Source organism: Achromobacter marplatensis (genome assembly GCF_002209535.1).
In the GTDB taxonomy this organism is placed as follows: domain Bacteria; phylum Pseudomonadota; class Gammaproteobacteria; order Burkholderiales; family Burkholderiaceae_B; genus Achromobacter; species Achromobacter marplatensis.
Genome location: NZ_NJIG01000016.1, coordinates 70,592 through 96,236 on the forward strand (window position 1 = coordinate 70,592; position 25,645 = coordinate 96,236).

At 65.3% G+C, this 25,645-nt stretch carries 26 protein-coding genes and 1 tRNA gene; 14 read left to right on the plus strand and 13 right to left on the minus strand.

Going from position 1 to position 25,645, the window contains the following annotated elements:
* Position 1: 1 nt before the first annotated feature.
* From CEY09_RS25800 to CEY09_RS25830, 7 genes are all read right to left on the minus strand, one after another.
* A complete protein-coding gene (locus tag CEY09_RS25800; RefSeq protein WP_088590790.1) occupies positions 2 to 1,045 on the minus strand; it encodes a histone deacetylase family protein in 1,044 nt (347 codons plus the stop codon).
* A 30-nt stretch (positions 1,046 to 1,075) separates the two neighbouring features.
* Positions 1,076 to 2,674, minus strand: coding sequence for an ABC transporter ATP-binding protein (locus CEY09_RS25805; protein WP_088590791.1), 1,599 nt, complete (start codon positions 2,672 to 2,674; stop codon positions 1,076 to 1,078).
* A 3-nt stretch (positions 2,675 to 2,677) separates the two neighbouring features.
* A complete protein-coding gene (locus CEY09_RS25810) occupies positions 2,678 to 3,514 on the minus strand; it encodes an ABC transporter permease (RefSeq protein WP_006222381.1) in 837 nt (278 codons plus the stop codon).
* The gene (locus CEY09_RS25815) at positions 3,511 to 4,488 is read right to left on the minus strand and encodes an ABC transporter permease (protein WP_202803386.1); all 978 of its coding nucleotides are present in this window, start codon (positions 4,486 to 4,488) and stop codon (positions 3,511 to 3,513) included. Before CEY09_RS25815 ends, CEY09_RS25810 begins: the two co-directional genes overlap by 4 nt.
* 15 nt (positions 4,489 to 4,503) lie before the next feature.
* Positions 4,504 to 6,096, minus strand: a complete 1,593-nt coding sequence (locus CEY09_RS25820; RefSeq protein WP_088590792.1) for an ABC transporter substrate-binding protein — start codon at positions 6,094 to 6,096, stop codon at positions 4,504 to 4,506.
* 77 nt (positions 6,097 to 6,173) lie between these two features.
* Positions 6,174 to 7,499: an aspartate aminotransferase family protein gene (locus CEY09_RS25825; RefSeq protein WP_088590793.1), complete on the minus strand. Its 1,326-nt coding sequence runs from the start codon at positions 7,497 to 7,499 to the stop codon at positions 6,174 to 6,176.
* Between the two features lie 11 nt (positions 7,500 to 7,510).
* Positions 7,511 to 8,617 carry a phosphotransferase gene (locus tag CEY09_RS25830; RefSeq protein ID WP_158218685.1) on the minus strand — a complete coding sequence of 369 codons (1,107 nt, stop codon included), beginning with the start codon at positions 8,615 to 8,617 and terminating at the stop codon, positions 7,511 to 7,513.
* A 313-nt stretch (positions 8,618 to 8,930) separates the two neighbouring features.
* Here CEY09_RS25830 and CEY09_RS25835 point away from each other — a divergent pair, with 313 nt between their 5' ends.
* Complete coding sequence (locus CEY09_RS25835) at positions 8,931 to 9,641, plus strand: GntR family transcriptional regulator (RefSeq protein WP_088590832.1); 711 nt, start codon at positions 8,931 to 8,933, stop codon at positions 9,639 to 9,641.
* A gap of 94 nt (positions 9,642 to 9,735) precedes the next feature.
* Here CEY09_RS25835 and CEY09_RS25840 read toward each other — a convergent pair.
* Positions 9,736 to 9,809, minus strand: a tRNA-Gly gene (locus CEY09_RS25840).
* A 185-nt stretch (positions 9,810 to 9,994) separates the two neighbouring features.
* Between CEY09_RS25840 and trmB the strand changes: the two genes are divergently transcribed.
* From trmB to lysM, 5 genes are all read left to right on the plus strand, one after another.
* A complete protein-coding gene (gene trmB, locus CEY09_RS25845; RefSeq protein WP_006222387.1) occupies positions 9,995 to 10,819 on the plus strand; it encodes a tRNA (guanosine(46)-N7)-methyltransferase TrmB in 825 nt (274 codons plus the stop codon).
* Positions 10,819 to 11,760 carry a prolyl aminopeptidase gene (gene pip / locus CEY09_RS25850; protein ID WP_088590795.1) on the plus strand — a complete coding sequence of 314 codons (942 nt, stop codon included), beginning with the start codon at positions 10,819 to 10,821 and terminating at the stop codon, positions 11,758 to 11,760. Before trmB ends, pip begins: the two co-directional genes overlap by 1 nt.
* A gap of 11 nt (positions 11,761 to 11,771) precedes the next feature.
* Positions 11,772 to 11,972, plus strand: a complete 201-nt coding sequence (thiS, locus tag CEY09_RS25855) for a sulfur carrier protein ThiS (protein WP_006222389.1) — start codon at positions 11,772 to 11,774, stop codon at positions 11,970 to 11,972.
* Positions 11,973 to 12,304: 332 nt separating this feature from the next.
* Positions 12,305 to 12,625: a hypothetical protein gene (locus CEY09_RS25860; RefSeq protein ID WP_006222390.1), complete on the plus strand. Its 321-nt coding sequence runs from the start codon at positions 12,305 to 12,307 to the stop codon at positions 12,623 to 12,625.
* A 45-nt stretch (positions 12,626 to 12,670) separates the two neighbouring features.
* Positions 12,671 to 13,117: a peptidoglycan-binding protein LysM gene (gene lysM / locus CEY09_RS25865; RefSeq protein WP_006222391.1), complete on the plus strand. Its 447-nt coding sequence runs from the start codon at positions 12,671 to 12,673 to the stop codon at positions 13,115 to 13,117.
* A gap of 117 nt (positions 13,118 to 13,234) precedes the next feature.
* On the opposite strand, the gene ffh is transcribed toward lysM, so the two are convergent.
* Positions 13,235 to 14,641: a signal recognition particle protein gene (ffh, locus tag CEY09_RS25870; protein WP_006222392.1), complete on the minus strand. Its 1,407-nt coding sequence runs from the start codon at positions 14,639 to 14,641 to the stop codon at positions 13,235 to 13,237.
* Between the two features lie 106 nt (positions 14,642 to 14,747).
* On the opposite strand from ffh, the gene CEY09_RS25875 reads away from it, so the two are divergent.
* From CEY09_RS25875 to CEY09_RS25890, 4 genes are all read left to right on the plus strand, one after another.
* A complete protein-coding gene (locus CEY09_RS25875; RefSeq protein WP_035212267.1) occupies positions 14,748 to 15,590 on the plus strand; it encodes a cytochrome C assembly family protein in 843 nt (280 codons plus the stop codon).
* A gap of 1 nt (position 15,591) precedes the next feature.
* On the plus strand, positions 15,592 to 15,849 hold the full coding sequence (locus CEY09_RS25880) for a PP0621 family protein (RefSeq protein WP_088590796.1): 258 nt from the start codon (positions 15,592 to 15,594) through the stop codon (positions 15,847 to 15,849).
* Between the two features lie 104 nt (positions 15,850 to 15,953).
* Positions 15,954 to 16,532: a 1,6-anhydro-N-acetylmuramyl-L-alanine amidase AmpD gene (gene ampD, locus CEY09_RS25885; protein ID WP_088590797.1), complete on the plus strand. Its 579-nt coding sequence runs from the start codon at positions 15,954 to 15,956 to the stop codon at positions 16,530 to 16,532.
* A 19-nt stretch (positions 16,533 to 16,551) separates the two neighbouring features.
* Complete coding sequence (locus CEY09_RS25890) at positions 16,552 to 17,172, plus strand: glutathione S-transferase family protein (RefSeq protein ID WP_088590798.1); 621 nt, start codon at positions 16,552 to 16,554, stop codon at positions 17,170 to 17,172.
* A gap of 6 nt (positions 17,173 to 17,178) precedes the next feature.
* Here the strand turns inward: CEY09_RS25890 and CEY09_RS25895 are convergent, their stop codons facing one another.
* Genes CEY09_RS25895 through CEY09_RS25905 form a run of 3 tightly spaced genes read right to left on the minus strand, consistent with a single transcriptional unit; the run spans position 17,179 to position 20,683 of the window.
* Positions 17,179 to 18,138, minus strand: coding sequence for a tripartite tricarboxylate transporter substrate binding protein (locus CEY09_RS25895; protein ID WP_088590799.1), 960 nt, complete (start codon positions 18,136 to 18,138; stop codon positions 17,179 to 17,181).
* 41 nt (positions 18,139 to 18,179) lie between these two features.
* On the minus strand, positions 18,180 to 19,202 hold the full coding sequence (locus CEY09_RS25900; RefSeq protein WP_088590800.1) for an NAD-dependent epimerase/dehydratase family protein: 1,023 nt from the start codon (positions 19,200 to 19,202) through the stop codon (positions 18,180 to 18,182).
* A gap of 5 nt (positions 19,203 to 19,207) precedes the next feature.
* The gene (locus tag CEY09_RS25905) at positions 19,208 to 20,683 is read right to left on the minus strand and encodes an aldehyde dehydrogenase (protein ID WP_088590801.1); all 1,476 of its coding nucleotides are present in this window, start codon (positions 20,681 to 20,683) and stop codon (positions 19,208 to 19,210) included.
* Between the two features lie 101 nt (positions 20,684 to 20,784).
* Here CEY09_RS25905 and CEY09_RS25910 point away from each other — a divergent pair, with 101 nt between their 5' ends.
* Positions 20,785 to 21,729 carry a LysR family transcriptional regulator gene (locus CEY09_RS25910; RefSeq protein WP_088590802.1) on the plus strand — a complete coding sequence of 315 codons (945 nt, stop codon included), beginning with the start codon at positions 20,785 to 20,787 and terminating at the stop codon, positions 21,727 to 21,729.
* 6 nt (positions 21,730 to 21,735) lie between these two features.
* Here the strand turns inward: CEY09_RS25910 and CEY09_RS25915 are convergent, their stop codons facing one another.
* Positions 21,736 to 22,557: an IclR family transcriptional regulator gene (locus CEY09_RS25915; protein ID WP_088590803.1), complete on the minus strand. Its 822-nt coding sequence runs from the start codon at positions 22,555 to 22,557 to the stop codon at positions 21,736 to 21,738.
* 236 nt (positions 22,558 to 22,793) lie between these two features.
* On the opposite strand from CEY09_RS25915, the gene CEY09_RS25920 reads away from it, so the two are divergent.
* The 3 genes from CEY09_RS25920 to dgoD are packed head-to-tail and all read left to right on the plus strand — an operon-like array spanning position 22,794 to position 25,627.
* The gene (locus tag CEY09_RS25920) at positions 22,794 to 23,819 is read left to right on the plus strand and encodes a 2-dehydro-3-deoxygalactonokinase (protein ID WP_088590804.1); all 1,026 of its coding nucleotides are present in this window, start codon (positions 22,794 to 22,796) and stop codon (positions 23,817 to 23,819) included.
* A gap of 9 nt (positions 23,820 to 23,828) precedes the next feature.
* Entirely contained in the window at positions 23,829 to 24,482 is a 654-nt protein-coding gene (locus tag CEY09_RS25925) for a 2-dehydro-3-deoxy-6-phosphogalactonate aldolase (RefSeq protein WP_088590805.1), read from the plus strand.
* On the plus strand, positions 24,479 to 25,627 hold the full coding sequence (dgoD, locus tag CEY09_RS25930; protein ID WP_006222400.1) for a galactonate dehydratase: 1,149 nt from the start codon (positions 24,479 to 24,481) through the stop codon (positions 25,625 to 25,627). Before CEY09_RS25925 ends, dgoD begins: the two co-directional genes overlap by 4 nt.
* The last annotated feature ends 18 nt before the right edge of the window (positions 25,628 to 25,645 follow it).

Genomic DNA, 25,645 nt, shown 5'->3' on the forward strand with positions numbered 1-25,645 from the left:
CCTAGGCTCCCTGGCGGTTCAGATAGCCCTCGACCAGCGAATTGACATTGGCGCGCAGGGTATCGACCTTGTAACCCCCTTCCTGAACGAACAGGGTGGGCAGGCCAAGCTGGGCGATTCGATCCCCCAGTACCGCGTAATCGGCCGTGTCGATGTCCAGGTTGCCGAACGGATCGTGGCGGAACGTGTCGAAGCCCGCCGCCACCACCAGCACGCCTGGCGCGAAATCCTTGATCCGTTCCAGGGCATGATCGAAGTGCTCAAGGTAACCGTTGATCGCCGTGCCGCCCTCCATGGGCAGATTGCAGTTGTAGCCCTCGCCGGCGCCGCTTCCAATCTCGTCGGCATAGCCGCAGATGAACGGAAACAGCGTTTCTGGCTTTCCGTGCAGCGACACGGTCAGCACGTCGTCGCGGTCGTAGAAGATCTGCTGCGTGCCGTTGCCATGGTGCACGTCGATATCCAGCACGGCCACGCGGCCAAAACGCTTGGCCAGACGCTGCGCGGCGATCGCCGTATTCGCGATGTGGCAGCCGCCCATCGCCAGATCGCGCATGGCGTGATGACCGGCGGGCCGCAGCAGCGCGTAGGCGCTGCGTTCGCCTTCGATGATCGCGTCGGCAGCCGCCACCGCGGCGTCGACGCTGCCGTTCATGTTGACCCAGGCGTCCTGGACCAATGGCGAGCCGCCATCGCCCAGATAGCGGCCGGCGAGCGTCACCGGAATCTGCGTACGCAACGTCGGGAAATAGCGATTCGTCGTGATGTAGGGCCGCACTTCGAAAGACGCATCCGGCGCCTTGGACCATTCGTCCCAGGCGGTCTCCAGATAATGTAGATAGTCCGGGGCGTGGACTTCGAACAATTCCACTGGACGTTCGGCTACGCGTTGCACGAATTGGCAATCCAGACGCAGGTCATCCTTCAACGCGGCAAGGATTTCGATGCTGCGTTCGGCGCGATCGTGGTGCTGTTTGAGCAGCCCACGGATCATGGCGTTGCCAGGCCAGGGCACGTCATGGGTCGGGGAGATGAATGCTTTCACTGCGCGATCCTATAAAGCGTGTGGGTGTGTTTATTTCCAGCTTCTTCCGGGCACCGCGGCAATCAGCTCGCGGGTGTATTCGTGCTGCGGGTTTTCCAAGACCTGGGCAGTCAGGCCCTGCTCGACGATTTCGCCATGCTTGAGCACGATGACGCGGTCGCACAGCTGGGAGGCCACGCGCAGATCATGCGTGATGAAGAGCATGGAAAGATGCAGCTCTTGCTTGAGTTGGCGCAGCATGGCCAGCACCTGGTCCTGCACCGAGACGTCCAACGCCGACACAGGTTCGTCCGCCACGATCAGTTCCGGCGTCACTGCGATGGCGCGGGCAAAGCCCAGACGCTGGCGCTGGCCGCCCGAAAACTCATGCGGATAGCGATCCAGCGCGGACGGATCCAGCTTGACCAGTTGCATCAATTCGCGCGCCCTGTCCATCGCCGCGCTGGCCGACATGCCGTGCCGGCGCATGCCGCCGGTCAGGATGCGCGCCACGGTATGGCGGGGGTTTAGCGACCCATACGGGTCCTGGAAGATCATCTGCACCGAACGGCGCCGCGCCGGGTCGGCGAATGCGCCGTCTGCCAGCATGTCGGCCCCGCGCAATCGCACCTCGCCATCGTCGACAGAAACCAGACCCGCCAGCATGCGGCCGATGGTCGACTTGCCCGAACCGGACTCGCCCACCAGCCCGACCGTCTCGCCGCGCCGGATGTCGAACGACACGCCCTTGACCGCCGGGAACTGCTGGGCCGGACCGAACCACTTTCCCTTGCGCACGTACGTCTTGCGCAGGTTCTTCACCGTAAGCAAGGCATCCGGCTGAACCTCGCCGGCGGGCGGTGGCCGGAACGACGGCACGGCCGCCAGCAGCGACTGCGTGTATGCCTCCTGGGGATCGCGCAGCACCTGCTGCGCCGAGCCCGACTCGATCACGCGGCCGCCCTGCATCACGACGATCCGGTCGGCAATTTCGGACACCACGCCAAAGTCGTGCGTAATGAACAGCACGGCCAGGCCCTCGCGTTGCTGGATGTCCTTGATCAGGGCCAGGATCTGCGCCTGGGTGGTGACGTCCAGCGCCGTGGTCGGCTCGTCGGCGATCAGGATGTCCGGCTCCAGCGCCAGGGCCATGGCGATCATGACACGCTGGCGTTGTCCGCCCGACAATTGGTAAGGATAGGAATCGGCAATGCGGGCATGATCCGGCAAGCCGACCGAAGTCAGCAGCTCGGCGACACGCGCATTCACCTGTGCGGCATGGCGCATGCCGTGCGTACGCAACATTTCGCCGATCTGGCGTCCGCAGCGCATCAGCGGATTGAGCGCGCTGAGCGGTTCCTGGAACACCATGGCGATGCGCTTGCCCCGCACTTTACGCAGCTCGCCCAGGGGCATGCCGGCCAGTTGCAGTTCTCCCAGCCGGATATCACCGCCGGCGATCCGCAGGCCGCGCGGCAATAGGCCCAGGACGGCATGCGCCAACGTGGACTTACCCGACCCGGACTCGCCCACAACGCAGACGATTTCGCGCGGGTTCAGGGCAAGGCTCACGCCTTCCACCGCAAACGCGCGGTCTCCGCCGGCCGGCAGCGAGATCGACAGGTTTTCAATCTGAAGCAACGACGCCACGGCTCACCCCTTGCGATGGAGACGGGGATTGAGCGCATCATTGAGCCCCTCTCCCATCAGGTTGACCGCCAGCACGGTGACGAAGATCGCCACGCCCGGGAACAGGCACATCCACCAAGCCAGGCGCAGAAACGTGCGCGACGCGCCCACCATGTAGCCCCAGGTCATCAGGTTGGGATCGCCCAGGCCCAGGAAGCTGATCGCGCTCTCCAGCAGAATGGCGTTGGCCACCATCAGCGAAGCCATCACGATCAGCGGCGACACGCAGTTAGGCAGGATTTCGGCAAACACGATGTGCGTGCGCGAATAGCCCTGCACCGTGGCGGCCTCGACGAACTCGCTGGACTTGACCCGCATGAACTCGGCGCGCACCAGCCGGGCGATCGGCGGCCAGCTCACCAGCGCCACGGCAGTAATCACCGAACCGAAAGACGGCTGGAAGATCGCCACCAGCACAATGGCGAACAAAAAGCTGGGAATGGTCTGGAAGATCTCGGTCACGCGCATCAGGAGCTCGTCCCAGCGCCCGCCCAGGTAGCCGGCCGGCACGCCCACCAGCATGCCGATGAACACCGCGACCACGGTCGCCACCACGCCCACCAGCAGCGAGGCCTGCGCGCCATGCACGATGCCCGCTGCGATGTTGCGCCCCATGGAGTCCGCCCCCAACCAGGCGCCGGCCTGCTCGAACGGATGCAGGAACGGCGCTTCAGTAGCGTCCCAAGGGTTGATCGGATAGAGCCACTGAGCGCCCAGGGCCATCAGCACGATGGCTGCCAGGCAGACCAGCCCCACCACCGCGCCAGCATTGCTGAAATATCGCTTGATCAATGACTTCATGATTGACTCTGCATGCGAGGATCGACGACGCGGTAGATCAGGTCGGTCAACAGGTTGAACGCCACCACCACCACCGATGTGCAGAAAAACACCCCAAGCAGGACGGGATAGTCGCGCTGCTGCAGCGCGTCGAAAGCCAGCCGGCCAATACCCGGCCAGGCGAACACCGTTTCCACCAGCACCGAGCCGCCGATCAGTTGACCCGCCTGCATGCCGGCCAGTGTGATGACGGGCAGCACGGCGTTGCGCAGCTGGTGCACCCACACCACCCGGCCCGAAGACAGGCCCTTGGCCCACGCCGTCTTGACGAAATCGGCGCCCTGGATCTCGTTCATGGAGGCCCGCGCCAGACGGGTGTAGACCGCCAGGTTGAAGCCCGCCAGGGTGACGATGGGCAAGAGGGCGTGCTTGGCAATGTCCAGCATTCGCGGCACGCCGGTCAGCGACGAACCCATCGTCTCGTAGCCGAACGCGGGCAGCCAGCCCAGGCTGACCGAGAATCCCAGCACCAGCAGCAATCCGACCCAGAAGATCGGCGTCGCGTAGAACGCCAGCGATGCCGCGGTGATGACCGAATCCAGCCATGATCCGCGGTAACGGCTGGCCAGCGCCCCCAGCAGGATCCCTCCCAGCAGGGCGATGAGGAAAGCGGGGATCGCCAGCACCAGCGTGGCCGGCAAGCGGTCGGCAATCATGTCCCACACGGGGCGTTGCTGCCGGTAGCTGTAGCCCAGGTCCAGCGTGGCGATGGATTGCAGATAGCTCCCCAGTTGCACCACCAGGGGTTGATCGAGCTTGAACTCCTGGCGCAGCTGTTCCAGGAACTTCGCGTCGGACGACCCGGCTTCGCCAGCCAGCACGCTGACCGGGTCGCCGGGCGCCATGTGCACCAGGGCGAAGTTGATGACGGCGACTGCAACCAGCACCGTGACCGACTTGCCCAGCACGGAAAGTAAGGGCCGCAGCCACCTCATCATCCGTTCTCCCTCTTACTTCTCGATGTAGGTCGTCGCGAAGCTTTCCGCCACACCGATGGCGGACGTCGTCACGTTCTTGACCTTCTTATTGGTGATTGTGGGGAACGCCAGTTCGACCAACCAGGCGGTCGGCGCATCCTTGGCGACCTGGCCGTAGGCCTGCGAGTACAGCTGCTGGCGCTTGACCGGGTCGACTTCCTTCGCGGCGGCGATCAGCGCGGCGTCCACGTCCTTGTTCACATAGCCCGATGTGTTGGTGCCGTAGCCGCCCTTGTGGATATTGTCTGACCGGTAGGTGCGATCCACGCCCAGCGCCGGATCCGAATACTGGTACAGGTACTCGACCACCGAATCGAACTCCCAGTTGGAGTAGCGACGCGCCCAGCTGCCCGCGTCGGTGTTTTCCAGCACCACTTCCACCCCGACTTTGGACAGCGAACTCTTGACGTACTCGGACACCTTGTTCCAGGTATCGCCATAGGGCAGGCCCAGCAGTTTGATGCTGGCCCGCTTGCCGCTGGCATCCGGCTTCAGGCCCATTTCGTCGAGCAGCGCAATAGCCTTCTTCGGGTCGTAGTCATAGCGCGGCAGCTTGTCGTCGTAGAAACGCGTGACCGACGACACCGGGCCCGTGGCCGGGCGCGCAGCGCCGAAGAAAATGCGCTCGGCGATGAACTTGCGGTCGATGGCGTACTGGATGGCCTGGCGGAAACGCGCGTCATCCAGCGGTTTGGCGCGATGGTTAAGCTCGATCGCGGCGTGCGAGCCAGTGAACTCGTACCCTTGGGTCGTGATCACCAACTGCGGGTTGGCCTTGATCTGCGGCAGGAAGGCGAAATCGATGTCGCCAAAACTGGCGACCTGCACCGAGCCGCTTTCCAGCGCGACCAGGCGCGAGTTGGCGTCCGGAATCACCTGGAAGTAGATCTTGTCCAGGTACGGCAGGTTGGGACGCCAGTATTTGTCGTTGCGCTCCAGCAGCACGAAGCGGCCGCGCTGCCATTCCTTGAACTTGAACGGCCCGGTGCCGATCGGCGTCTGGTTGGCGGGGTTGTTGCGGAAATCGGTGCCCTTGTATATGTGCGCCGGCACGATGGGCGCGGACGACACTTCAAAGGCATTGATGAATGGTGAGTACGGCTCTTTAAGCGTAATGACGACGGTGAGCGGCCCGGTCTTCTCGATATTCGCCACATGGCTGAGGTTGTTGCGGGCACGCGCATGCACCTCGGGCAGGTATTCCTTGAGCGAGAACAGCACATCGTCGGCGCCGAACGGCTTGCCGTCGTGCCAGGTCACGCCTTCCTGCAGCTCGAAGGTATAGGTCAGGCCATCGGGCGATACGCTCCACGACTTGGCAAGGCTGGCCTGGGGATTAAGCTTGAAATCATAGGTCAGCAGGCTCTCGTAGATCTTGCCGCCGACGATTTGGGTAGGCGTCTGCTGGTTCAGGCCCAGCATCAGGACGGGAGGCTCGGGATTCAGGATGACGTTGAGCGTGCCGCCATGCGTCTGCGCCATGGCCGACGCGCCTGCGCCGAGAGCGGCTGCGCCTGCCAGCAGGACATGCAGAGCCGTTTTTCTGAAGAACATAGTGTTGCGCATGATGATTCCCTTGCTTGTTCGACGTGGTGGGGTGGGACCGGTCTTCTTATGAAGCGTCTAGTTATCTTGTTGGTGGCTCAGCGCATCGCCGTGCGGCACTGCTCATCCAGGGCAGCGGCGAGAAGGCCGGCATGCTCGGGCTGGAACACAAGCGGCGGGCGGATCTTGAGCGTCGAAGCATGCCGGCCGGCCGTGCCGAGCAGCACGCCGGACTGGCGCAACCCATTGACGATTCGTTGGGTCAGGCGGGCGGCACTCGCCGCATCCCCGTCAGGCGCGACGATGTCGACGCCCCAATACAGGCCCTGCCCGCGCACTGCCCCCAGGCAATCGTGGCGCTGCGCCAGCTCGTCCAGCGCTTGCGCCATGACCTGGCCGGTGCGCTCGACGTGGGCTGGCGCATCCATGCGCGCCAGCTCGTCCAGCACTGCCAGGCCGACGGCCGACGACACGGTGTTGCCCCCGAAAGTATTGAAATAGCGGCATTGCCGGCCGAAGACCTCTGCCAGGCGCGACTGCACGACCAGGCCGCCGATCGGATGGCCGTTGCCCATGGGCTTGCCCATGGACACCATGTCCGGGATCACGCTATCGCGCTGAAAAGCCCACCAGTTGGCGCCCATCCGGGCAAAGCCGCCTTGCACTTCGTCGGCGATGAACAGGCCGCCGCGGGCGCGCACGCGCTCGGCCGCCAACGTCAGCGCTTCGCCGGGATCGGCGTACATGCCGTCGCTGGCGAACACGGTGTCGACCATCAGCGCGGCCACTGGCGTGCCGGCGGCTTCCAGCTCGTCGGCCGCAGCATCCACGCAGGCGGCGAACTTCGCCGCGACCTCGTGCGGCGTTCCCTTCAGAAGGCAAGGCGCCGGTATCGTCCGGACGTGCGCCCCGACAGGACGCAGCGAAGGCGACACATCGGCCAGCGCCATCGTCACGCCGTGATAGGCATTCTCGGTAACGATCACGCCCCGGCGCCCCGTCGCTTCGAAAGCGATGCGCAGCGCCAGATCATTGGCCTCGCTGCCCGTGCAGGTGAACATGGCGGTGTCCAGCGCATCCGGCAACAGCGCCAGCAAACGCTCGGCGAAATTAACCACGCCTTCGTGGAGATACCGCGTATGCGTGTTGAGCTTGGATGCCTGACGCGACAGCGCTTGCACCACGGCGGGATTGGCGTGCCCGACCACGGGTACGTTGTTGTAGGCGTCCAGATAGCGACGCCCCGAGGCGTCGTACAGCCACACGCCCTCGCCGCGCACCAGTTCCACCGGTTCTTCGTAGAACAACCGGTAAGCCGGCCCCAGCGCCTTGCGCCGCGCCAACAAGTCTTGATGCGCTTCGTTGCGGTTTACTGTCATCGCATGTCCTTGGTTCGATTCGTACGCGGCGTCGCGCAGTTCCATGCAGGACGCGCTCAACGGGCGCCCCGGCTCCATTCGTCGTACAGCTCGTTGAACAACGCCGTCGCCGCCGCCCGGCTGCGCAGGATGTAGGCGCCATTACCGGGAAAGCGCAAAGCGCGCCAGGACGGAATCGCCATGCGCTGCACCAGCCGGGCCAGCACCAGGTCCAGCACATGGCGCCGCTCTTGCGGCGTCAGCGCAGACACCGACTCGTAACCCGCCACGACGGCCGACAGCACGTCCAGGGGATTGCCGGCAGCCGTCATCTGGTAGGACGCGGCAATGGCGATCTCGGCGATCCGCGGCGCGTGGACCATATCGCCGAAGTCCAGGATGCCCGCCAGATCCGAGCCCGCCTCATCGACCAGAATGTTGCTGGGCGACAGATCGTTGTGGATGATCTGGCTGGGTAGCGCGGCCAGCGCAGGCATGACGTCCAGCTCGAACACGTCCAGATAGGCAGCGATGCGCGCCCGTTCGTCCGCGGACTCGACTGCCCCCAGCATCGGCCGCACGCGCGCCACCTGGCAGGCATCCCACAGGAAAAGGCGATGCGCCGCCGGATGTTCGAAGTCAGCAAGCTGCCCATCCAGTTGCCCGGCCGCCCTGCCCACGGCGTACCAGGACTGCGGCGCGGCCGACATGGCCGTTCCCGCCCGGCCAGGCAGGTAGCCATAGGCGCGCACCCGTACAGGGTCAGCGACGTCCGGCACATGAAAATCCAGCCAGTCCTGCGACGCTGAGCCATCCCCGCACCCCGGCCTGATATCCGGGTAGTCCTCTGTCAGCCTTGCCGCGTCGGCAGGCTGGTGATGCGGCGCCCGCACCGAGCCCATGCCGTGACTGCGCGCTTCCAGATGCTTCAGCACCGCAATCTGCATGCGCGTTTCGTCCAGGCTTTCCGCGCCATTGATGAACTTCAGCGTCAGCGACTCGCCGTCCGCCCGGCTGATCCGGAAATTCATGTCGCGCTCGCCCGACAACGGGGCGCACTGCGCATAACCGGGGTAGCAGGCCCTGGCGACGCGTTCCGCATCCTTGAGCCGGATCGGCGGCGGCGAATTCACCAGCAGGGCGTCCACCGGTTCTTCCAAGCCGGTGGCGGCATTCGACAGCATCACGACACATCCCGATTTAGATATTTGATGCATCATGCATCAAGATATAAAAGCCCCGATATCGGTGTAATCCCGAAGACGGCAATATTCCGGGAAACCGCCCTCGAATGCCGGTTTCGCCTATAAGGCTGATAAAGTAGGGAGTGGGCAGCAAGCCCGCCATCCGCCCGCCCGGACCAACGTCTCTGTGGCGATCTTCAGACTCTTGGCACGTACTTTGATGCATCATCCGAGCGCAAGCCCGCATTCCGACCCTAACGCCGACGCGCCTGCGACATTGCTGCCGCCGCAAACAGAAGCCCGCTTTTCCGCCATGCAGTACGAAAGCATGGGCAAGCGGGTCTACACCAGAATCTGCAGCGCCCTGATGGAGGGCCAGCTACGGCCGGGAGACCGGCTGCGTATCCGGGAGCTGGCCGCAGAGCTAGGCACCAGCATCACCCCCGTGCGCGACGGCGTGCTGCGCCTGGTGCAGGATGGCGCGCTGACCATGCGTAGCGCGCGCGATATCCGGGTGGCCGAAGTCACCCTGCCCGAATACCTGGAAATCCGCGACATCCGCCTTGAGCTCGAAGGCATGGCCGCTGCGCGGGCCGCCGAAGTCGCCACCGCCGAAGACATTGCGCGCATGGAGGCGCTGATCGAGCAGAACGAACAGGCCTTGGCCGCCGGCGACGTCCTGGCGGCCATCAGCCTGAACCAGCACTTCCATTTTGAGTACTGTCGGATCGCCAACATGCCGGTGCTCTTAAGCATCCTGGAACGGCTGTGGTTGAAGATGGGACCGTTGATCGCCCAGTGCTATACGGCAGGTGGGCGCGACATGATCGACGGTCACTATTCCCTGCTGGCGGCGATGCGCAATCGCGATAGCCAGGCAGCGAGGGTCGCCGTCCAGACCGACATCCTGTCGGGCGGCCAGGTCATCCTGGAATTGAAGAAACGCTCGGCGAAGGCCGCCGACAGTGCTGATACCGCGCAGGCGGCAGCGCCGGCGGCGAAACAGGCACGCGCGTCAATGTGAAGGCAATGAAGTCACGCCGGTCGGGCAGGTCAGAAATCTGGGAATGGCTTGCGACGATCACCGGCGTGCGGTGGCGGTTCGTGAAAAATCGAAGTGGAGCGGGTGAAGGGAATCGAACCCTCGTATGAAGCTTGGGAAGCTGCCGTTCTACCATTGAACTACACCCGCTCGGGTGTCGTGCCGCGGCGCAGGGCCGGGGCAGAGCCGACGATTATAGCGCGCCTTTTTTTGGATTCTAGGGGGATTTTTGTCCTCCCTGCCGCGCCTTCCGGCAGCCTCGGCATAAATGCGTCCCCAATTTAGTCCATCCGGCCGACTCCGCCCCGCCACACCTGCCACTACAATTCGGGGCTATGAATACGAACAACCCCGCGGACAAGCCCGCGACGCCCCCCGTGAACACCCCCGACACGACCGCCGACTCCGCCGCGCCCGCCGCTGCGCAAGCCCCCGTTTCCCCGGAAACCCAGGCCGCGCTGGCCAGCACCGCCCACGCCCCGAACAGCCCGGGCGCCACGCACATCCGCAGCTTCGTGCATCGCCGCGGCCACATTACCCAGGGCCAGCTGGCCGCGCTGGAGCGCCTGATGGGCCAGTGGTCCATTCCGTACGCGCCCCGCCGCCTGGACCCCGCCGCCGCTTTCGGCCGGCAGGCGCCGACGGTGCTGGAAATCGGCTTCGGCATGGGCGAGACCACCGAGAAGATCGCGCTGGCCCGTCCGGACGACAACTTCCTGGGCGTCGAAGTGTTCAACGCCGGTGTGGGCTCGCTGCTGCGCCGCATTGAAGATTCCAGCATCCCGAACCTGCGCATCATCCAGCACGACGCCGTTGAAGTCGTGCGCGACATGATCGCCCCGGATTCGCTGGCCGGCGTGCATGTGTACTTCCCGGACCCGTGGCCCAAGAAGCGCCATCACAAGCGCCGCCTGCTGCAGCCCGCGTTCGTGTCGCTGCTGGCCAGCCGCATCGCACCGGGTGGCTACATCCATTGCGCCACCGACTGGGAAGACTACGCGGTGCAGATGCTGGAAGTGCTTAGCGGCGAACCGCTGCTGGCCAACACGGCGGACGGCTATGCGCCCCGCCCCGATTACCGCCCTCTGACCAAATTCGAGAACCGCGGCCTGCGTCTGGGCCACGGCGTCTGGGACCTGATCTTCAAGCGAGTCGCCTAATGCTCTACCCGCCCATCGAACCCTACCGCCACGGCATCCTGGATACCGGCGACGGCCACCAGATCTATTGGGAAATGTCGGGCAATCCGAACGGCAAGCCCGCCGTCTTCCTGCATGGCGGCCCGGGCAGCGGTTGTTCGCCCGTGCATCGTCAGTTGTTCGATCCGCAGCGCTACAACGTGCTGCTGTTCGATCAGCGCGGTTGCGGCCGTTCCAAGCCGCACGCCAGCCTGGACAACAACACGACCTGGCACCTGGTGTCCGATATCGAGCGCCTGCGCACCGAGATCATGGGTGCGGACAAGTGGCTGGTGTTCGGCGGGTCCTGGGGATCGACCTTGGCGCTGGCTTATGCCGAGACGCACCCGTCGCACGTCAGCGAACTGGTGGTGCGCGGCATCTTCGGCCTGCGCCGCGCGGAAATCCAGTGGTTCTATCAGGAAGGCGCGTCGTGGCTGTTCCCGGACCGCTGGGAAGAATATCTGGCGCCCATCCCCGAAGCCGAACGCGGCGACCTGGTGGCGGCCTACCATAAGCGTCTGACGGGCGACGACACCGCCGAGCAGCTGCGCGCCGCCAAGGCATGGAGCAAGTGGGAAGACAGCACCATCACGCTGCTGCCCAGTCCGCGCCACCAGCAAAGCCACGCCGCCGACCGCGCCGCGCTGGCCTTTGCCCGCATCGAGAACCACTATTTCGTGAACGCCGGCTTCATGGAAGAAGGCCAGTTGATCCGCGACGCCCACAAGCTGCGCGGCATCCCCGGCACCATCGTGCAAGGCCGCTACGACGTCTGCACGCCCGCGCGCACCGCGTGGGACCTGCATCGCGCCTGGCCGGAAGCTGAATTCCATCTGGTGCCCGACGCCGGCCACGCCTTCGACGAGCCCGGCACCTTGGCGCGCCTGATCGCCGCCACCGACGCCTACGCGAAACAGTGAGGAGACCCGATATGCACATCACCCTGAATGGCGACGCGCGGGAGTTCCCGCTGGACACCACCGTCATCGAACTGCTGCAAACGCTGGGCTACGCGGGCAAGCGCGTGGCGGTAGAGCGTAATGGCGAGATCGTGCCCAAGAGCCAGCACGAACAGACCACGCTGACCGACGGCGACCAGATCGAGATTGTCGTCGCGGTGGGCGGCGGCTGATTTCGCGATTTGTTTGCGCCGCACTTATTGCGCCGCAAACAGGCATTTTCAAGACGAAGGGCCGCTTGATCAGCGGCCCTTTTGCTTATGCGTTTTCCATCAGGTTCTGACGCACGGCACCATGCGCCTGATGGGGTTTGCGCCTGCCGCGCTACGCCGCCTGCAAACTGACGAGCATTCTTGCGTAGTCTGCCGCGGTACTAGCAACCTGTTACACGTTAACCCCTCGTCTGGCGGCAAGTCTGCGAGTAATAATCGTTGCTGCTGGCGTCGTTACGTTGTCTTGCTGTTGTTCTAGCGTTGCACATCGCCCCACGGGGCAAGGAGGCATCATGAACACCGCGGTCATCATCAATCTTCTCATCCAGCTTGTCGCTGGCGCAGCCGGTGGCAATGGACTGGGGAAAATGCTCCAGCAGTTCAATCTTGGCCCACTCGGCAACACCATCGCAGGGGCCATCGGCGGCCTGGCGGGCGGTTCCTGGCTGGCGCCCATGATCACCGCCGGCGCGGGAGCGGCGGCAACAGCAGGCAATACCGGATTGGATCTTTCAACGATCGCCGGTGACGTGGTGGGTGGTGGCGTCGGTGGCGCCGTGCTTACCCTGATCGTCGGGATCGTGCGCAAGATGTTCGTGGGCCGCGCGCCCTGAAAGCACTTCTCGTTTTCTCACCGCAACATAGATAAAGGAAACACTATGGGTCTGCTCAATTTCATCAAGGACGTTGGGGAAAAGCTCTTCGGCGCCAGCGAGGCCAAGGCCGCGACGGCAGACGAGTTGAAGAAAGAGCTGGATAAGCACGGCCTGAACGCGGACGGCCTGCAAATCACGGTGGATGGCGACAAGGTCACGGTGGCGGGCGAAGCCCTCAGCACCGAAGCGGCCGAGAAGATCTCCCTGGCGCTGGGCAACACCGTCGGCGTGGCCGCGGTGGACAATCAGTTGAAAGTGAAGCAGGCCACGCCCGAAGCCAAGATGTACACGGTGCAAAAGGGCGACAACCTGTGGAAGATCGCCGAGGCGCAATACGGCAAGGGCCAAGGCGCCAAGAACTCGCTGATCTTCGAAGCCAACAAGCCCATGCTGACCAGCCCCGACAAGATCTACCCGGGCCAGGTGCTGCGCATCCCGCCCTTGGCGTAAGCCGCAACGAGAATCCAACAACCCGGAGAACACCCATGCGTTTTCCGGCTTGTGTCGCGGCGAGGCGCCCCCTGCCTGCCGCGATTGCTTGGCCAGACGCAACGTCTGGCCATTTTTTTACTTCATTCCGAAACGCCCAAGGCCCTTCATGCCGCCCATGGCACGCATCATCTTGGCCATGCCGCCCTTCTTCATCTGCTTCATCATGCCCTGCATCTGTTCGAACTGGGCCAGCAGGCGGTTGACCTCTTGCACCGGCACGCCGGAGCCCGTTGCGATGCGGCGCTTGCGCGAAGCCTTGATCAATTCGGGCTTGGCGCGTTCGGCGGCCGTCATGGAATTCAGGATGCCTTCCGTGCGGCGCAACTGCTTTTCAGCCTGGCCGCCCTGCAACTGGCCTGCGGCCTGCTGGAACTGGGCCGGCAGCTTTTCAAGCAGCGACCCCATGTCGCCCAGCTTCTTCACCTGGCCGAGCTGGTCGCGGAAGTCGTTCAGGTCGAACTTGTTGCCCGACTTGATCTTCGCCGCCAGCTTCTGGGCTTCGGCGATGTCGATGTTCTTCTGCGCCTGTTCGACGAGCGAGACGATGTCGCCCATGCCCAGCACGCGCTGCGCCATGCGGTCGGGGTAGAAGGGCTCAAGACCGTCCAGCTTTTCCGACACGCCGACGAACTTCAGCGGCTTGCCGGTAACGTGGCGCACCGACAGGGCCGCGCCGCCGCGGGCGTCGCCGTCCAGCTTGGTCAGCACCACGCCGGTCAGCGGCAAGGCGTCGGCAAAGGCGCGTGCGGTGTTGACCGCGTCCTGGCCCTGCATGGCGTCCACCACGAACAGCGTTTCAACCGGCTTGACCAGGTCATGCAAGGCGCGGATTTCGCGCATCATGGCTTCGTCGATGCCCAGGCGGCCGGCCGTGTCCAGGATCAGGACGTCGTAGTGATGGCGCTTGGCGTGGTCCACCGCGCCGCGCGCGATGTCTTCAGGCTTCTGGCTGGGGTCGGACGGCAGGAAATCCACGCCGACCTGGGCAGCCACGCTCTTCAACTGATCGATAGCCGCGGGACGGTAGACGTCGGCCGAGACCACCAGCACTTTCTTCTTGCCGGTCTTGCGGCCGTGCTGCGTGTGCTGGCCTTCGGAGAGCCAGCGGGCCAGCTTGCCGGTGGTGGTGGTTTTACCGGCGCCTTGCAAACCGGCCATCAGGATGACTGCGGGGGGCTGCACGGCCAGCGACAATTCGTTGGAATCCGCGCCCAGGTCGCCGCCCATCAGGGCAGTCAGTTCCTTGTGGACGACGCCCACCAGGGCCTGGCCGGGGCTGAGGCTGCCGGCGACTTCTTCGCCCAGCGCCTTGTCCTTCACGCGGGCGATGAACTCGCGCACGACGGGCAGCGCCACGTCGGCTTCCAGCAGCGCCATGCGCACTTCGCGCAGCATCTCCTGGGTGTTGGCCTCGGTCAGGCGGGCTTCACCGCGCAGCGTCTTGACGACGCGCGATAGGCGTGTAGTTAGGTTATCGAGCATGAGAGGCGTTTCCGCTTAAACTAGTTGATTGAACGGTGGCCGCAGGCGCGGATTCTGCGCTTTCGGGTGACATGCACCCCAAGGCCCCATCCAGACAACGGTTTCTATGTCACTAGGCATTGTATTTCACACAGCGGCTGCCTTGGCGTACGCAGTGCTAGGAGGGTCACTTTGGATCCGACTGGCCGGCGCCGGGGAAGTGGAAAAGACGGGCAGAATCGCCCGTCTGTGCCTGCTGGGGGCCCTGGTTCTCCATGGAATCGGCCTGCAACAAGCCATGCTGGGCGCCCAGCATCTGTTCATTGGGTGGGCACTTGCCCTGTCGGCGGCCATCTGGCTGGGCATGGTGGTCTTCTGGCTGGAAAGCCTGCTGGTGCGTATCGACGGCCTGCAATTGCTGCTTTTGCCCGCCGCCGCCATCGCCAGCGCCCTGGCCGCGCTGTTCCCGCAGGGGCAATTCGTGCCCCACGCCGACGACGCCTGGCTGCGTGTCCACCTGCTGATCGCCCTGGCCGCCTACGGCCTGATCACCATCGCCGCCCTGCACGCCATGATGATGGCCCTGCTTGACCGCCATCTGCACCGCCCGCTGGACGCGCCCACCGAACGCAGCATCATCGGCCGCGTGCTGGACTCCCAGCCCCCGCTGCTGGTGCAGGAACAACTGCTGTTCCGTATCATCTGGATCGGTTTCATCGTACTGACGCTCGCCGTGGGATCCGGGTCGGTCGCGTCCATGAAGCTGACCGGCAAGATCCTGCCCTTTGACCACAAGACCGTCTTCACCCTGCTGTCCTGGCTGACGTTCGGCGTGCTGCTGGCAGGCCGCCACATCTGGGGCTGGCGTGGCCGCGTGGCCCTGCGCTGGACATTGACGGGCTTTGGTTTCCTGATTTTGGCGTACACCGGCAGCCGGTTCGTGCTGGAAATGATTTTGCATCGAGGCTGACGTGGGCAAGTTGCTGTTTTGGGTGGTTCTGATCATTGCGGTGCTGTTCGTGGCCCGCATCGCCGCCCGCATGGCGGCGGCAAAGCAGGCAGGCGCGCAGAACAGCGCACGCCGCAGCCAGCCTGCGCCGGCTGCTCCGGAGTCCATGGTGCGCTGCGCGCACTGCGGCATCCACCTGCCGCGCTCCGAGGCCGTGCTGCAGAGCGGGCTGACCTGGTGCAGCACGGAACACGCAAGGCTCGGGCCCGCAAAGAAGTAACCAACGCGGCGCGATGGGGTTCACGCGCCGCGCAAGTGCTGATTTGGGAGGCTGCGGCGACCACGGCATAATGCCTGTTGGATTCACCACGCATGCTCTCTCCCATGGCTCTGCTTCTGGATCGACATGGCTGGCTGGCGCCGGCCCCGGGCGTCACCCTTCTGCCTTCGCCCAACCGCGACGCGCGCCCCGCCGGCGTGCAGGTCTCGCTCTTGGTGCTGCACAACATCAGCCTGCCGCCCGGCCGGTTCGGCGGCCCCGAGGTTGCCGGGCTGTTCCTGAACACGCTGGACTATTCCTCGCACCCCTGGCTGGAACGCTTGCGCGGTTTGCGCGTGTCGGCCCACTTCTTCATCCGCCGCGACGGGCGCATCATCCAGTTCGTATCTACCGAGCAGCGCGCGTGGCACGCCGGCGTGTCGCGCTTTGGCGGACGTGAACGCTGCAATGACTTCTCCATCGGCATCGAACTGGAAGGCACCGACACGCTGCCCTACGCCGACGAGCAGTACCTGGCGCTGCGCAAGCTGACGCCAGTGCTGCGCACGCGCTATCCCCTGGCCGCAGCCTGGGGCCACGAACACATTGCCCCGGGCCGCAAGACCGATCCGGGGCCCGCATTCAACTGGACGCGCTTTTCGCGCGACAGCGGCTTTGCGCGGCGGCAATTGCCGCCCGCCTGACACAACTCAAGGACTGGATATGTTGAAGATCTGGGGACGCCTGACTTCCGTCAACGTGCAGAAAGTGATGCTGGCCGTGCGCGAGCTGGCGCTGCCGCACACCTTCATCCAGGCCGGCGGGCCGTTCGGCGTGGTGGACACGCCCGAGTTCGCCAAGCTGAATCCCAACCGCACCGTGCCCGTCATCGATGACGGCGGCTTCGTGCTATGGGAATCCAATGCCATCGTCCGCTACCTGGCCGCACGCTATGGCGCGGGCACCTTGTGGCCGGAAGACGCGTGTATGCGCGCGGACGCCGACCGCTGGATGGATTGGCAGACGACCGAATGGCAGGGCGCGATGGCGCCGGCCTTCCTGGGCTTGATCCGCACGCCGGAAGACAAACGCGACCGCGCCGCGATTGAAAACTCGGTGAAACGGTCCAACGCCCGCGCGCTGATCCTGGATCAAGCCCTGCAGGGCCGTGAATTCATCGCCGGCCGCCACCTGACCATCGGCGACATCGCGCTGGTGACTTCCGCGCACCGCTGGCTGGCCCTGCCGATCGAACGCCCGGACACGCCGGCACTATCCGCCTGGTACCGGCGTGTGATGATGCGCCCCGCCCCGCAGGGCGTGCTGACACTGCCGCTGGAATAACCGGCCCTATTCGACCCAGGGCGTCTTCGCCCAGATCTGCCGCAGGCGCGCGTCGTCGCCCTTCAGCCGCTCTTGCCATTGCGGGCCATCCACGTAGTCCATCTCGGTGAATTGCTGCTTCATTTGGGCTTGGAAATGCGGGTTGGCGGCGACCTTGCCCAACGCGCGGCGCAGCCTGTCGGAGACCTCGGGCGGCAGGCCCTTCGGCGCGACGATGCCGCGCTCGGACGCGAACACCAGGTCCACGCCCAATTCCTTGAACGTCGGCACGTCGGGGCCCAACGGCGACCGCTTGTCGCTGGCCTGCGCCAAGACGCGCATGTTCTTGCCGTGATACGGCATGACCTCGCCCAGGTTCAACCCGCCGATGACGGTGTGCCCACCCAGCACGGAACTGCGCAGCGGCCCAGCGCCGTTATAGGGCACGTGGTTCAGCCGGGTCCCCGTCAACGACTGGAACAGCACAAGCGCCAAGTGATCGTCGGTGCCGACTCCGGTGGATCCATAGCTGATCGAACCGGGCTTTTCGCGGGCAGCGGCGATCAGGGATTCCAGGGTTTGATAGGGACTATTGCTGGCGACGCTGAACGCGCTGGGGTCGCGCACCAGATTGGCCAGATACGTGAAATCGTCGGTGGCAAAGCCCGCCTTGCGCTCGATGGGCAGGGACACCAGCCCCGGCATGTTCGTCATGGCCAGCGTGTAGCCGTCGGGCTTGGCGCGCGCCACATAGGACAAGGCGATGGCGCTGGATGCGCCCGGCTTGTTCTGCACCACCACCGTCGCGCCCAGCTCCTTCTCCAGGAACACCGCGAGCGAACGGGCCGTCAGGTCCGTGCCGCCGCCCGGGGCGAACCCGACAATCAGCTCGATCGGATGGTCGGGCCAGGCCCACGCCGGCAATGCGGCGCACAGGCCGGTCAGGGTCAGCGCGGCGCAAGCGGCCGCCTTGCGTATCAAGAACATGGTTGTCTCCTCGTTATTCGTGTTTTAAGTACCGCGGCGGCTCAAGCGGCCGCCTGCGCCTCGCGCCATGCCAGCAGGCGGGCCACGCCTTCCGCCATGCCCACCTTGGGCTCCCAGCCGATGTGCTGCCCGGCCAGGTCATGCGGAATGTGGAACGCGCCGCCGGAGGTCAGGCGCACCGTGCCCGGCGGGTCCGGCTTGATCTCGGGTTGCAGGTCGCTATTGCAATAGTCCAGTACCAGCCGCACCAGTTCGCCGGTGGTAATCGGCGCGGGGCCCGACACGTTCACCGCCACGTCGGTGGCCGCGCTCTGCAACGCGGCCACGTTGGCCCGCGCCACGTCCGACACATGCACGAAATGTTTGGTGTCCGTGCCGTCGCCGGGCAGTATCGGCCGTTCGCCCTTGCGCACGCGGTCATAGGTTTCCATGATGTACAGGGAGTTGGCCGCGCGGTAGTGCTGGCGTTCGCCGTACACCGTGGAATACCGCAGCACCACGTAGTCCAGCCCCGCCTTCTGGTAATACTGCCGGCACAGCTGTTCGCCCATGATCTTGGAGGCGCCGTACAGGATGGCGGCAGGTGGCGCGCCCACGGAATGAAAGGGGCCGTCTTCCACCAGCGCGCCCGCGATGCCGGTGCCGTAGCCGTAGACCGCATTGGACGACGCGAAGACGATCTTCTTCACTTTGTTCGCGCGGCAGGCTTCCAGCATGTTCTGCGCGCCGCGGATATTCACGTCGACCGCTTGCCACGGGGTCTGGGAAAAACCCAGCGTCATGTAGGCCGCCAGATGCAGCACGCCGTCCACGCCTTCGGTCGCGGTCAGCAAATCCGGCAGGCGCATCAAGTCTCCGCGCACGACTTTCACGCGCGGATTGTCTTGCAGATGTGCGATGGCCTCGGGCGTTCCGAATGCAAAGTTGTCCAGCAGGATCACTTCGCGCACGCCGGCGGCGAGCAGCGCATCGGCGGTGTGTGAGCCCACCAGGCTGGCCGCGCCGGCGATCAGGATGCGGGATTCGTTCAGCGGCAGTGCCGCGCTTTTCTTGTCTGTCGTCATGTGGTTTACAGTCCCATGGGTTTGTCGTGCATGCCCCAGTACAGGCTCTTGACCTGGCTGTAGAGACGCAGGCCGTGCAGGCCTTTTTCGCGTCCGATGCCGCTAGCCTTGAAGCCGCCAAACGGCGTTGCGATATGCGATTGCTTGTAGGTGTTGATCCAGACGGAGCCGGCCTCGATCTCGCGCGCCACGCGCCAGGCGCGGGCGTAGTCGCCCGTCCACATGCCGGCCGCCAGACCAAAGCGCGTGTCGTTGGCCTGGCCGATCACGTCGTCTTCGTCATCGAAGGGCAGCGCCACCAGTACCGGCCCGAAGATCTCTTCCTGACAGACGCGCGCCTGGTTGCCCAGGCCGTCGATCACCGTCGGCAGGTAGAACCAGCCATTGGCCAATTCCGGCTGCGCCGGCGCCGCGCCGCCGACCAGCACGCGACCGCCTTCAGCGCGGCCGATGTCCACATAGCCTGCGACCTTGTCGCGATGCGCCCGGGACACCAGCGGCCCCATCTGGGTCGCGGGATCGTCGGGCAGGCCAACGCGCACTTGCGCCGTGCGCGCCACCAGCGTTTCCATGAAGCGCTTGTAGATGGATTTCTGCACGAACAGGCGCGACCCGGCGACGCAGCTCTGCCCGGCCGACCCGAAGATCCCCGAAATCACGCCCGCCACGGCGCGGTCCAGGTCCGCGTCGTCGAACACGATGTGCGGTGATTTGCCGCCCAGCTCCAAGCCCACCGGGATCAGGCGCTGGCCGGCAATGCCGCCGATGGCGCGTCCGGTTTCCGTTCCGCCGGTGAAAGACACCATACGTACGCCGGGATGCTTGACCAGCGCCGCGCCTACGTCTTCGCCGTGGCCCGGCAATACGGTCAGCAAGCCATCGGGCAGGCCGGCCTCCGAGCAGATGCGCGCCAGTTCCAACGCCAACTGGGGGGTCTCTTCAGACGGCTTGATCAACACAGCGTTGCCCGCGGCCAAGGCCGGCGCGGCCTTCTGGGCCTCGTTCATGATGGGCGAATTCCACGGTGTGATCGCCGCGACCACCCCGAACGGCTCCGCCAGCGCCATCGAAAAGTACTCGCCGCGTGGCGAGGTCATTTCGTTCTGCCAGGTGTCGCACACGGCCGCGTAATAGCGGAAGTGGCCCGCCGCGCTGTCCACCATGTTCAGGCATTCTTTCCAGGGCTTGCCGCTGTCTTGCATCTGCAGCCGCGCCAGCGGTTCGCGTTCGGCCGACAGGCGACGCCCGATCTCGTACAAGGTGGCCGCGCGCTGGTCTGGACGCAGCTGGCGCCACGGCTGGTGCAAGAAGGCGTCCTGCGCAATGTTGACGGCCGTATCCACGTCTTGCGGCAAGGCGCGAGTGACAATGCCGGCAATGCTGCCGTCGGCCGGGTTGATGGAGGTGATGACGGCGTCGCCGTCTTGGCTGCGGCGCCAGTTGGCGCCCAATCGGAATGGCTTATGGCTAGATGCGTCCATGGCGTCTCTCGAATCCGGGAGGTTCATCGGTAGGCGCCATCATGGTCTGGACGATTCTTAGACACAAATCGATATTTGTGTCCTATTCTTAGCTTATGGCTATGAATATCAAATACCGACCGCTCAAGGCCTTCCTGCTGGCGGTGGACAGCGGCTCGTTCACGCATGCCGCCAATCAGCTGGGCGTGACGCAACCGTCGTTCACCGCCTTGATCCAGGACCTGGAGGACGTGCTGGGCCTGCGCCTGTTCGAGCGCACCACGCGCAGCATCAGCCTGACCTCTGCCGGACAGGATTTCCATTCCCGCGTGCAGCGCCCCATCGCCGACCTGGAAGAGGCGTACCGCGGCCTGGCCGACCTGGCCGCCATGCGCCGGGGCAACGTCGCGCTGGGCGCCCTGCCGTCGACCGCGCTAACGCTGCTGCCCGCCGCCGTAGGTGCGTTGCGCAAGGCCCATCCGGCCTTGAAGGTACGCGTGGTGGAAGCGCACAACGACGAGCTGGTGGCCCTGCTGCGTACCAACCAGATCGAATTCGCGGTAGGCGCCTTGGCCGAACCGGCGCCCGACCTGACCTTCACGCCGCTGACCGAAGATTGTTTTTGCGCGATCTACCCCGCAGGCCATCCGCTGGGCAAGCAGCGGCGCACGCTGCAGTGGCGCGACGTGCTGCGCTATGACTTGATCCTGTTGTCGCAGGGGTCCAATGCGCGCCAGCAATTCGACCGCGCGGTGCAGGACGAAGTCGGCGCGCCGGCCACGGCACTGCGCTACGACGTCACGAACATGGGCACGGCCGCCGGCATGGTGCGCCAGGGGCTAGGCGTCAGCGTGTTGCCCCGGCTGGCCCTGCCCGAACTGAACCTGACGGGCCTGCGCTGCACCCCGCTGGGCGACGCCTCGGCACGCCGGTACATCGGCCTGCTGCATCGGCGCGACCGTTCGCTGTCGCCCGCCGCGCAGGCGCTGGTGGCGCAACTTGAAATGGTCATTGCTGGCATCGCGCCGCAACTGCTGCCGTTGCCGCCGCTGGCCCCGGCCCGCTAGACCACGTCAGCCGCGCTCCACCTTCCACCCCATCTCCGCAGAGATCTCCGCTGCGGCCCCCTGCACCACCGCGACCATGTCGTGCATGCGTTCCAGCGACATGTACGGCACGGTGCTGGACACGCTGATGGCCGCCACGATGCCGCTGGACGCGTCGCGCACGGGCGCGGCCACGCAGCGGATCGAGGGTTCGTTGTCTTCCAGGTCGAACGCATAGCCTTGCGCGGCGTACTCGCGCATGCGGTCGCGGAACGCCTCCCAGCTCTGCTGCCCGCCGGGCGCGCGCGACGAGACCGGCGCGCCAATGCGGTGCAGCGCCTTCCATTGCGGTTCTTCGGTGTCCAGCAGCAACGCCTTGCCCACGCCTGTGGCGGCAAGCGGCATGCGGTGGCCCACCCGCGAACGCATCTCCAGCCCCTTCTTGCCGGGAATCTTCTCCAGGTACAGCACTTCGTCGTTGTCGCGCACGGCCAGGTGGATGGTGTCGCCCGTCAGCTCGGCCAGGCTATCCAGGTACGGCCGGGCCAGCGTGGCCATCGGAAACGCCTCGCGCGCCTGAAAGCCCAGTTCGATCAGCTTGGGACCCAACACGTAGCCCACGCCCGGCAGCGCGCGCAGATAGCGCTCCTGCACCAGGCAACTGGCCAGCCGGTGTGTGGTGCTGCGCGCGACACCGATACGGGCGCAGATCTCTTTCAAGTCGCGCGCGCCGTCGGCCACGGCCTGCACTACGGCCAGGCCGCGCATCAGGGTCTGCGTGCCGGCGGGCGCGACCGCGTCGGGGTCCAGCGAAGAGGAACGAGCGGAAGGCAGGGTGGTGGAAGTCATGAAACGTGGGCAAAGACAGCAAAGGCGGCGGAATTCGTTCAGGCAACAAATTCCCTATATGTGGGATTAAATTCTATATTTTGAGATTTTTCAAGCGCTGATCTAGAATTTTTCGCAATGCGCGCCCCGCGCCTTGTTGCAGCGGGCGCGTCCGACAACAAGGTCTGCAACGCCCCGCTCCCCGCCCCAGCGCGGTCACTGCAGTCGGCATTGCGGCCAGAGACGAGACAGATCAGATGACTACCGGATCGCCCGCCAGCGCGGCGCTTATCGCGCTGGACTGGGGCACCTCATCGTTGCGCGCCTACCGCCTGGACGCCCGGGGCAACACCCTGGACACGCGCCATCTTCCCTGGGGCATCATGCGCCTGCCGCAGCCCTTGCAGGACGGCGCGGCCAGCACTGCGCTGTCCGGATTCGACCTGGCGTTCGAGCAAGCCTGCGGCGACTGGCTGCGCGCCGAACCGGCGTTGCCGGTGATCGCCTGCGGCATGGTGGGCAGCGCGCAAGGCTGGAAAGAAGCGGCTTACCTGGATGTGCCCGTCGACCTGGAACGCATCGGCACGCTGCTGACGAAAGTCGAACGCGGCACCGCGACCCCGGTGCACATCGTGCCCGGCCTGATCCAGCGCCATGGGCTACCCAACGTCATGCGCGGCGAAGAGACGCAAGTCTTCGGCGTGATGTTCGACCAGGCACGCACTTCCGACCCGCACGCGGCGGACAGCGTCCTGATCGGCCTGCCCGGCACGCACTCCAAATGGGTCAACGCCCGCCGCGGCCGCGTCACGCATTTCGACACCTTCATGACCGGCGAGGTCTACGCCGCGCTGCGCGGCCACACCATCCTGGGCCGCACCATGAGCGAAGCGCCCGCCGCCGACATGGCCGCATTCGAGCGCGGCCTGAAAGTCGCCGGCGCCCCCGCAGGACGCGCCGGCGTGCTGTCCACCATCTTCAGCACCCGCGCGCTGGGCCTGACCGGCGAACTGCCATCCGCCTCGCAAGCCGACTACCTGTCGGGCCTGTTGATCGGCCATGAAGTCGCCGCGCTTGCCGAGATGCTGCGCCAGCAAGGCGAACCGCCCCGCATCGTGCTGTGCGGCGAACCCGCCCTGTGCCAGCGCTACATCCTTGCCATGCAGCACTACGGCCTGGGCACGCCTGAACAAGCGCAGAACGCCACCGAGCGCGGCCTGTGGCATCTGGCCGTCTGTGCCGGACTGGTCGCGGCAGAAACCCCTTCTTCGGCATCCGTCTAGGAATCCAACATGAACCACCCTGGTCTGCAAACCGCCATGGCCCACTGCGGCCTGATCGCCATCCTGCGCGGCATCAAGCCCGCCGAAGCCGAGGACGTCGGCAAGGCGCTCTACGACGCGGGCTTCCGCCTGATCGAAGTGCCGCTGAATTCGCCGGACCCGCTTGCCAGCATCCGAGCGATGCGCGCGGCCCTGCCCACCGATTGCCTGATCGGCGCCGGCACCGTGCTGAACCCCGACGACTGCGCCCGCGTCCAGGACGCGGGCGGCGAACTGATCGTCATGCCGCACAGCGACGCCGCAGTGATCCGCGCCGCCAAGGCGCTGGGCATGGCCTCCTGCCCCGGGGTCGCCACGCCTACCGAAGCCTTCGCCGCGCTGGCCGCCGGCGCCGACGTGCTGAAGATGTTCCCCGCCGAACAACTGGGCCCCATCGTGCTGAAGGCCTGGCGCGCCGTGATGCGCCCGCCGATCGCGCTGGTTCCCGTCGGCGGCATCACGCCCGACAACATTTCCGTTTATGCCCAGGCGGGCGCCAGCGGCTTCGGCCTGGGCTCCGCCTTGTACAAACCCGGCCTGTCGGCCATCGAAGTCGGCCAGAACGCCCGCGCATTCATCGCGGCCTGGCAACGCGCCTATCCCGTCCAGGAGACCCAAGCATGAAGATCACCAAGCTCACTACCTACATCGTGCCGCCCCGGTGGTGCTTCCTGAAAATCGAAACGGACGAAGGCATCGTCGGCTGGGGCGAACCCGTCGTCGAAGGCCGCGCCCACTCGGTGGCTGCCGCCGTTGAAGAGCTGTCCGACTACCTGATCGGCAAAGACCCGCGCAACATCGAAGACCACTGGACGGTGCTATACCGCGGCGGCTTCTATCGCGGCGGCGCCATCCACATGAGCGCGCTGGCCGGCATCGACCAGGCGCTGTGGGACATCAAGGGCAAGCACCTGGGCGTGCCAGTGTCGCAACTCTTGGGCGGCAACGTGCGCGACCGCATCCGCGTGTATTCGTGGATCGGCGGCGACCGGCCGGCCGACACGGCCGCCGCCGCCAAGAGCGCGGTCGACCGCGGCTTTACCGCCGTGAAGATGAACGGCACCGAAGAACTGCAATACATCGACTCGTTCGACAAGGTCGAGAAGTGCCTCGCGAACGTGGCCGCCGTGCGCGACGCCGTGGGCCCCAACGTGGGCATCGGCGTGGACTTCCACGGCCGCGTCCACAAACCCATGGCGAAGGTGCTGATGAAAGAGCTGGATCCGTTCAAGCTGATGTTCATCGAAGAGCCCGTGCTGAGCGAACACTATGAAGCGCTGAAGGAGCTGGCCCCGCTGACGTCCACGCCGATCGCGCTGGGCGAACGCCTGTTCTCGCGCTGGGACTTCAAGCGCGTGCTGTCCGAAGGCTATGTGGACATCATCCAGCCCGACCCCTCGCATGCCGGCGGCATCACCGAAACCCGCAAGATTGCCGCCATGGCCGAAGCCTATGACGTAGCGTTGGCGCTGCACTGCCCGCTGGGCCCGATCGCGCTGGCCACCTGCCTGCAGATCGATGCGGGCTGCTACAACGCGTTCATCCAGGAACAGAGCCTGGGCATCCACTACAACGCCGCCAACGACCTGTTGGACTACGTCAGCAACCGCGAGGTGTTCGCGTACGAAGACGGCATGGTCACGATCCCCCAAGGCCCTGGCCTGGGCATCGAGGTCAACGAGGAATACGTGAAGGAACGCGCCGCCGTGGGCCACCGCTGGCGCAACCCGATCTGGCGCCATGCCGACGGCAGCTTCGCCGAGTGGTAATGGGATAAAAGAGAGAGG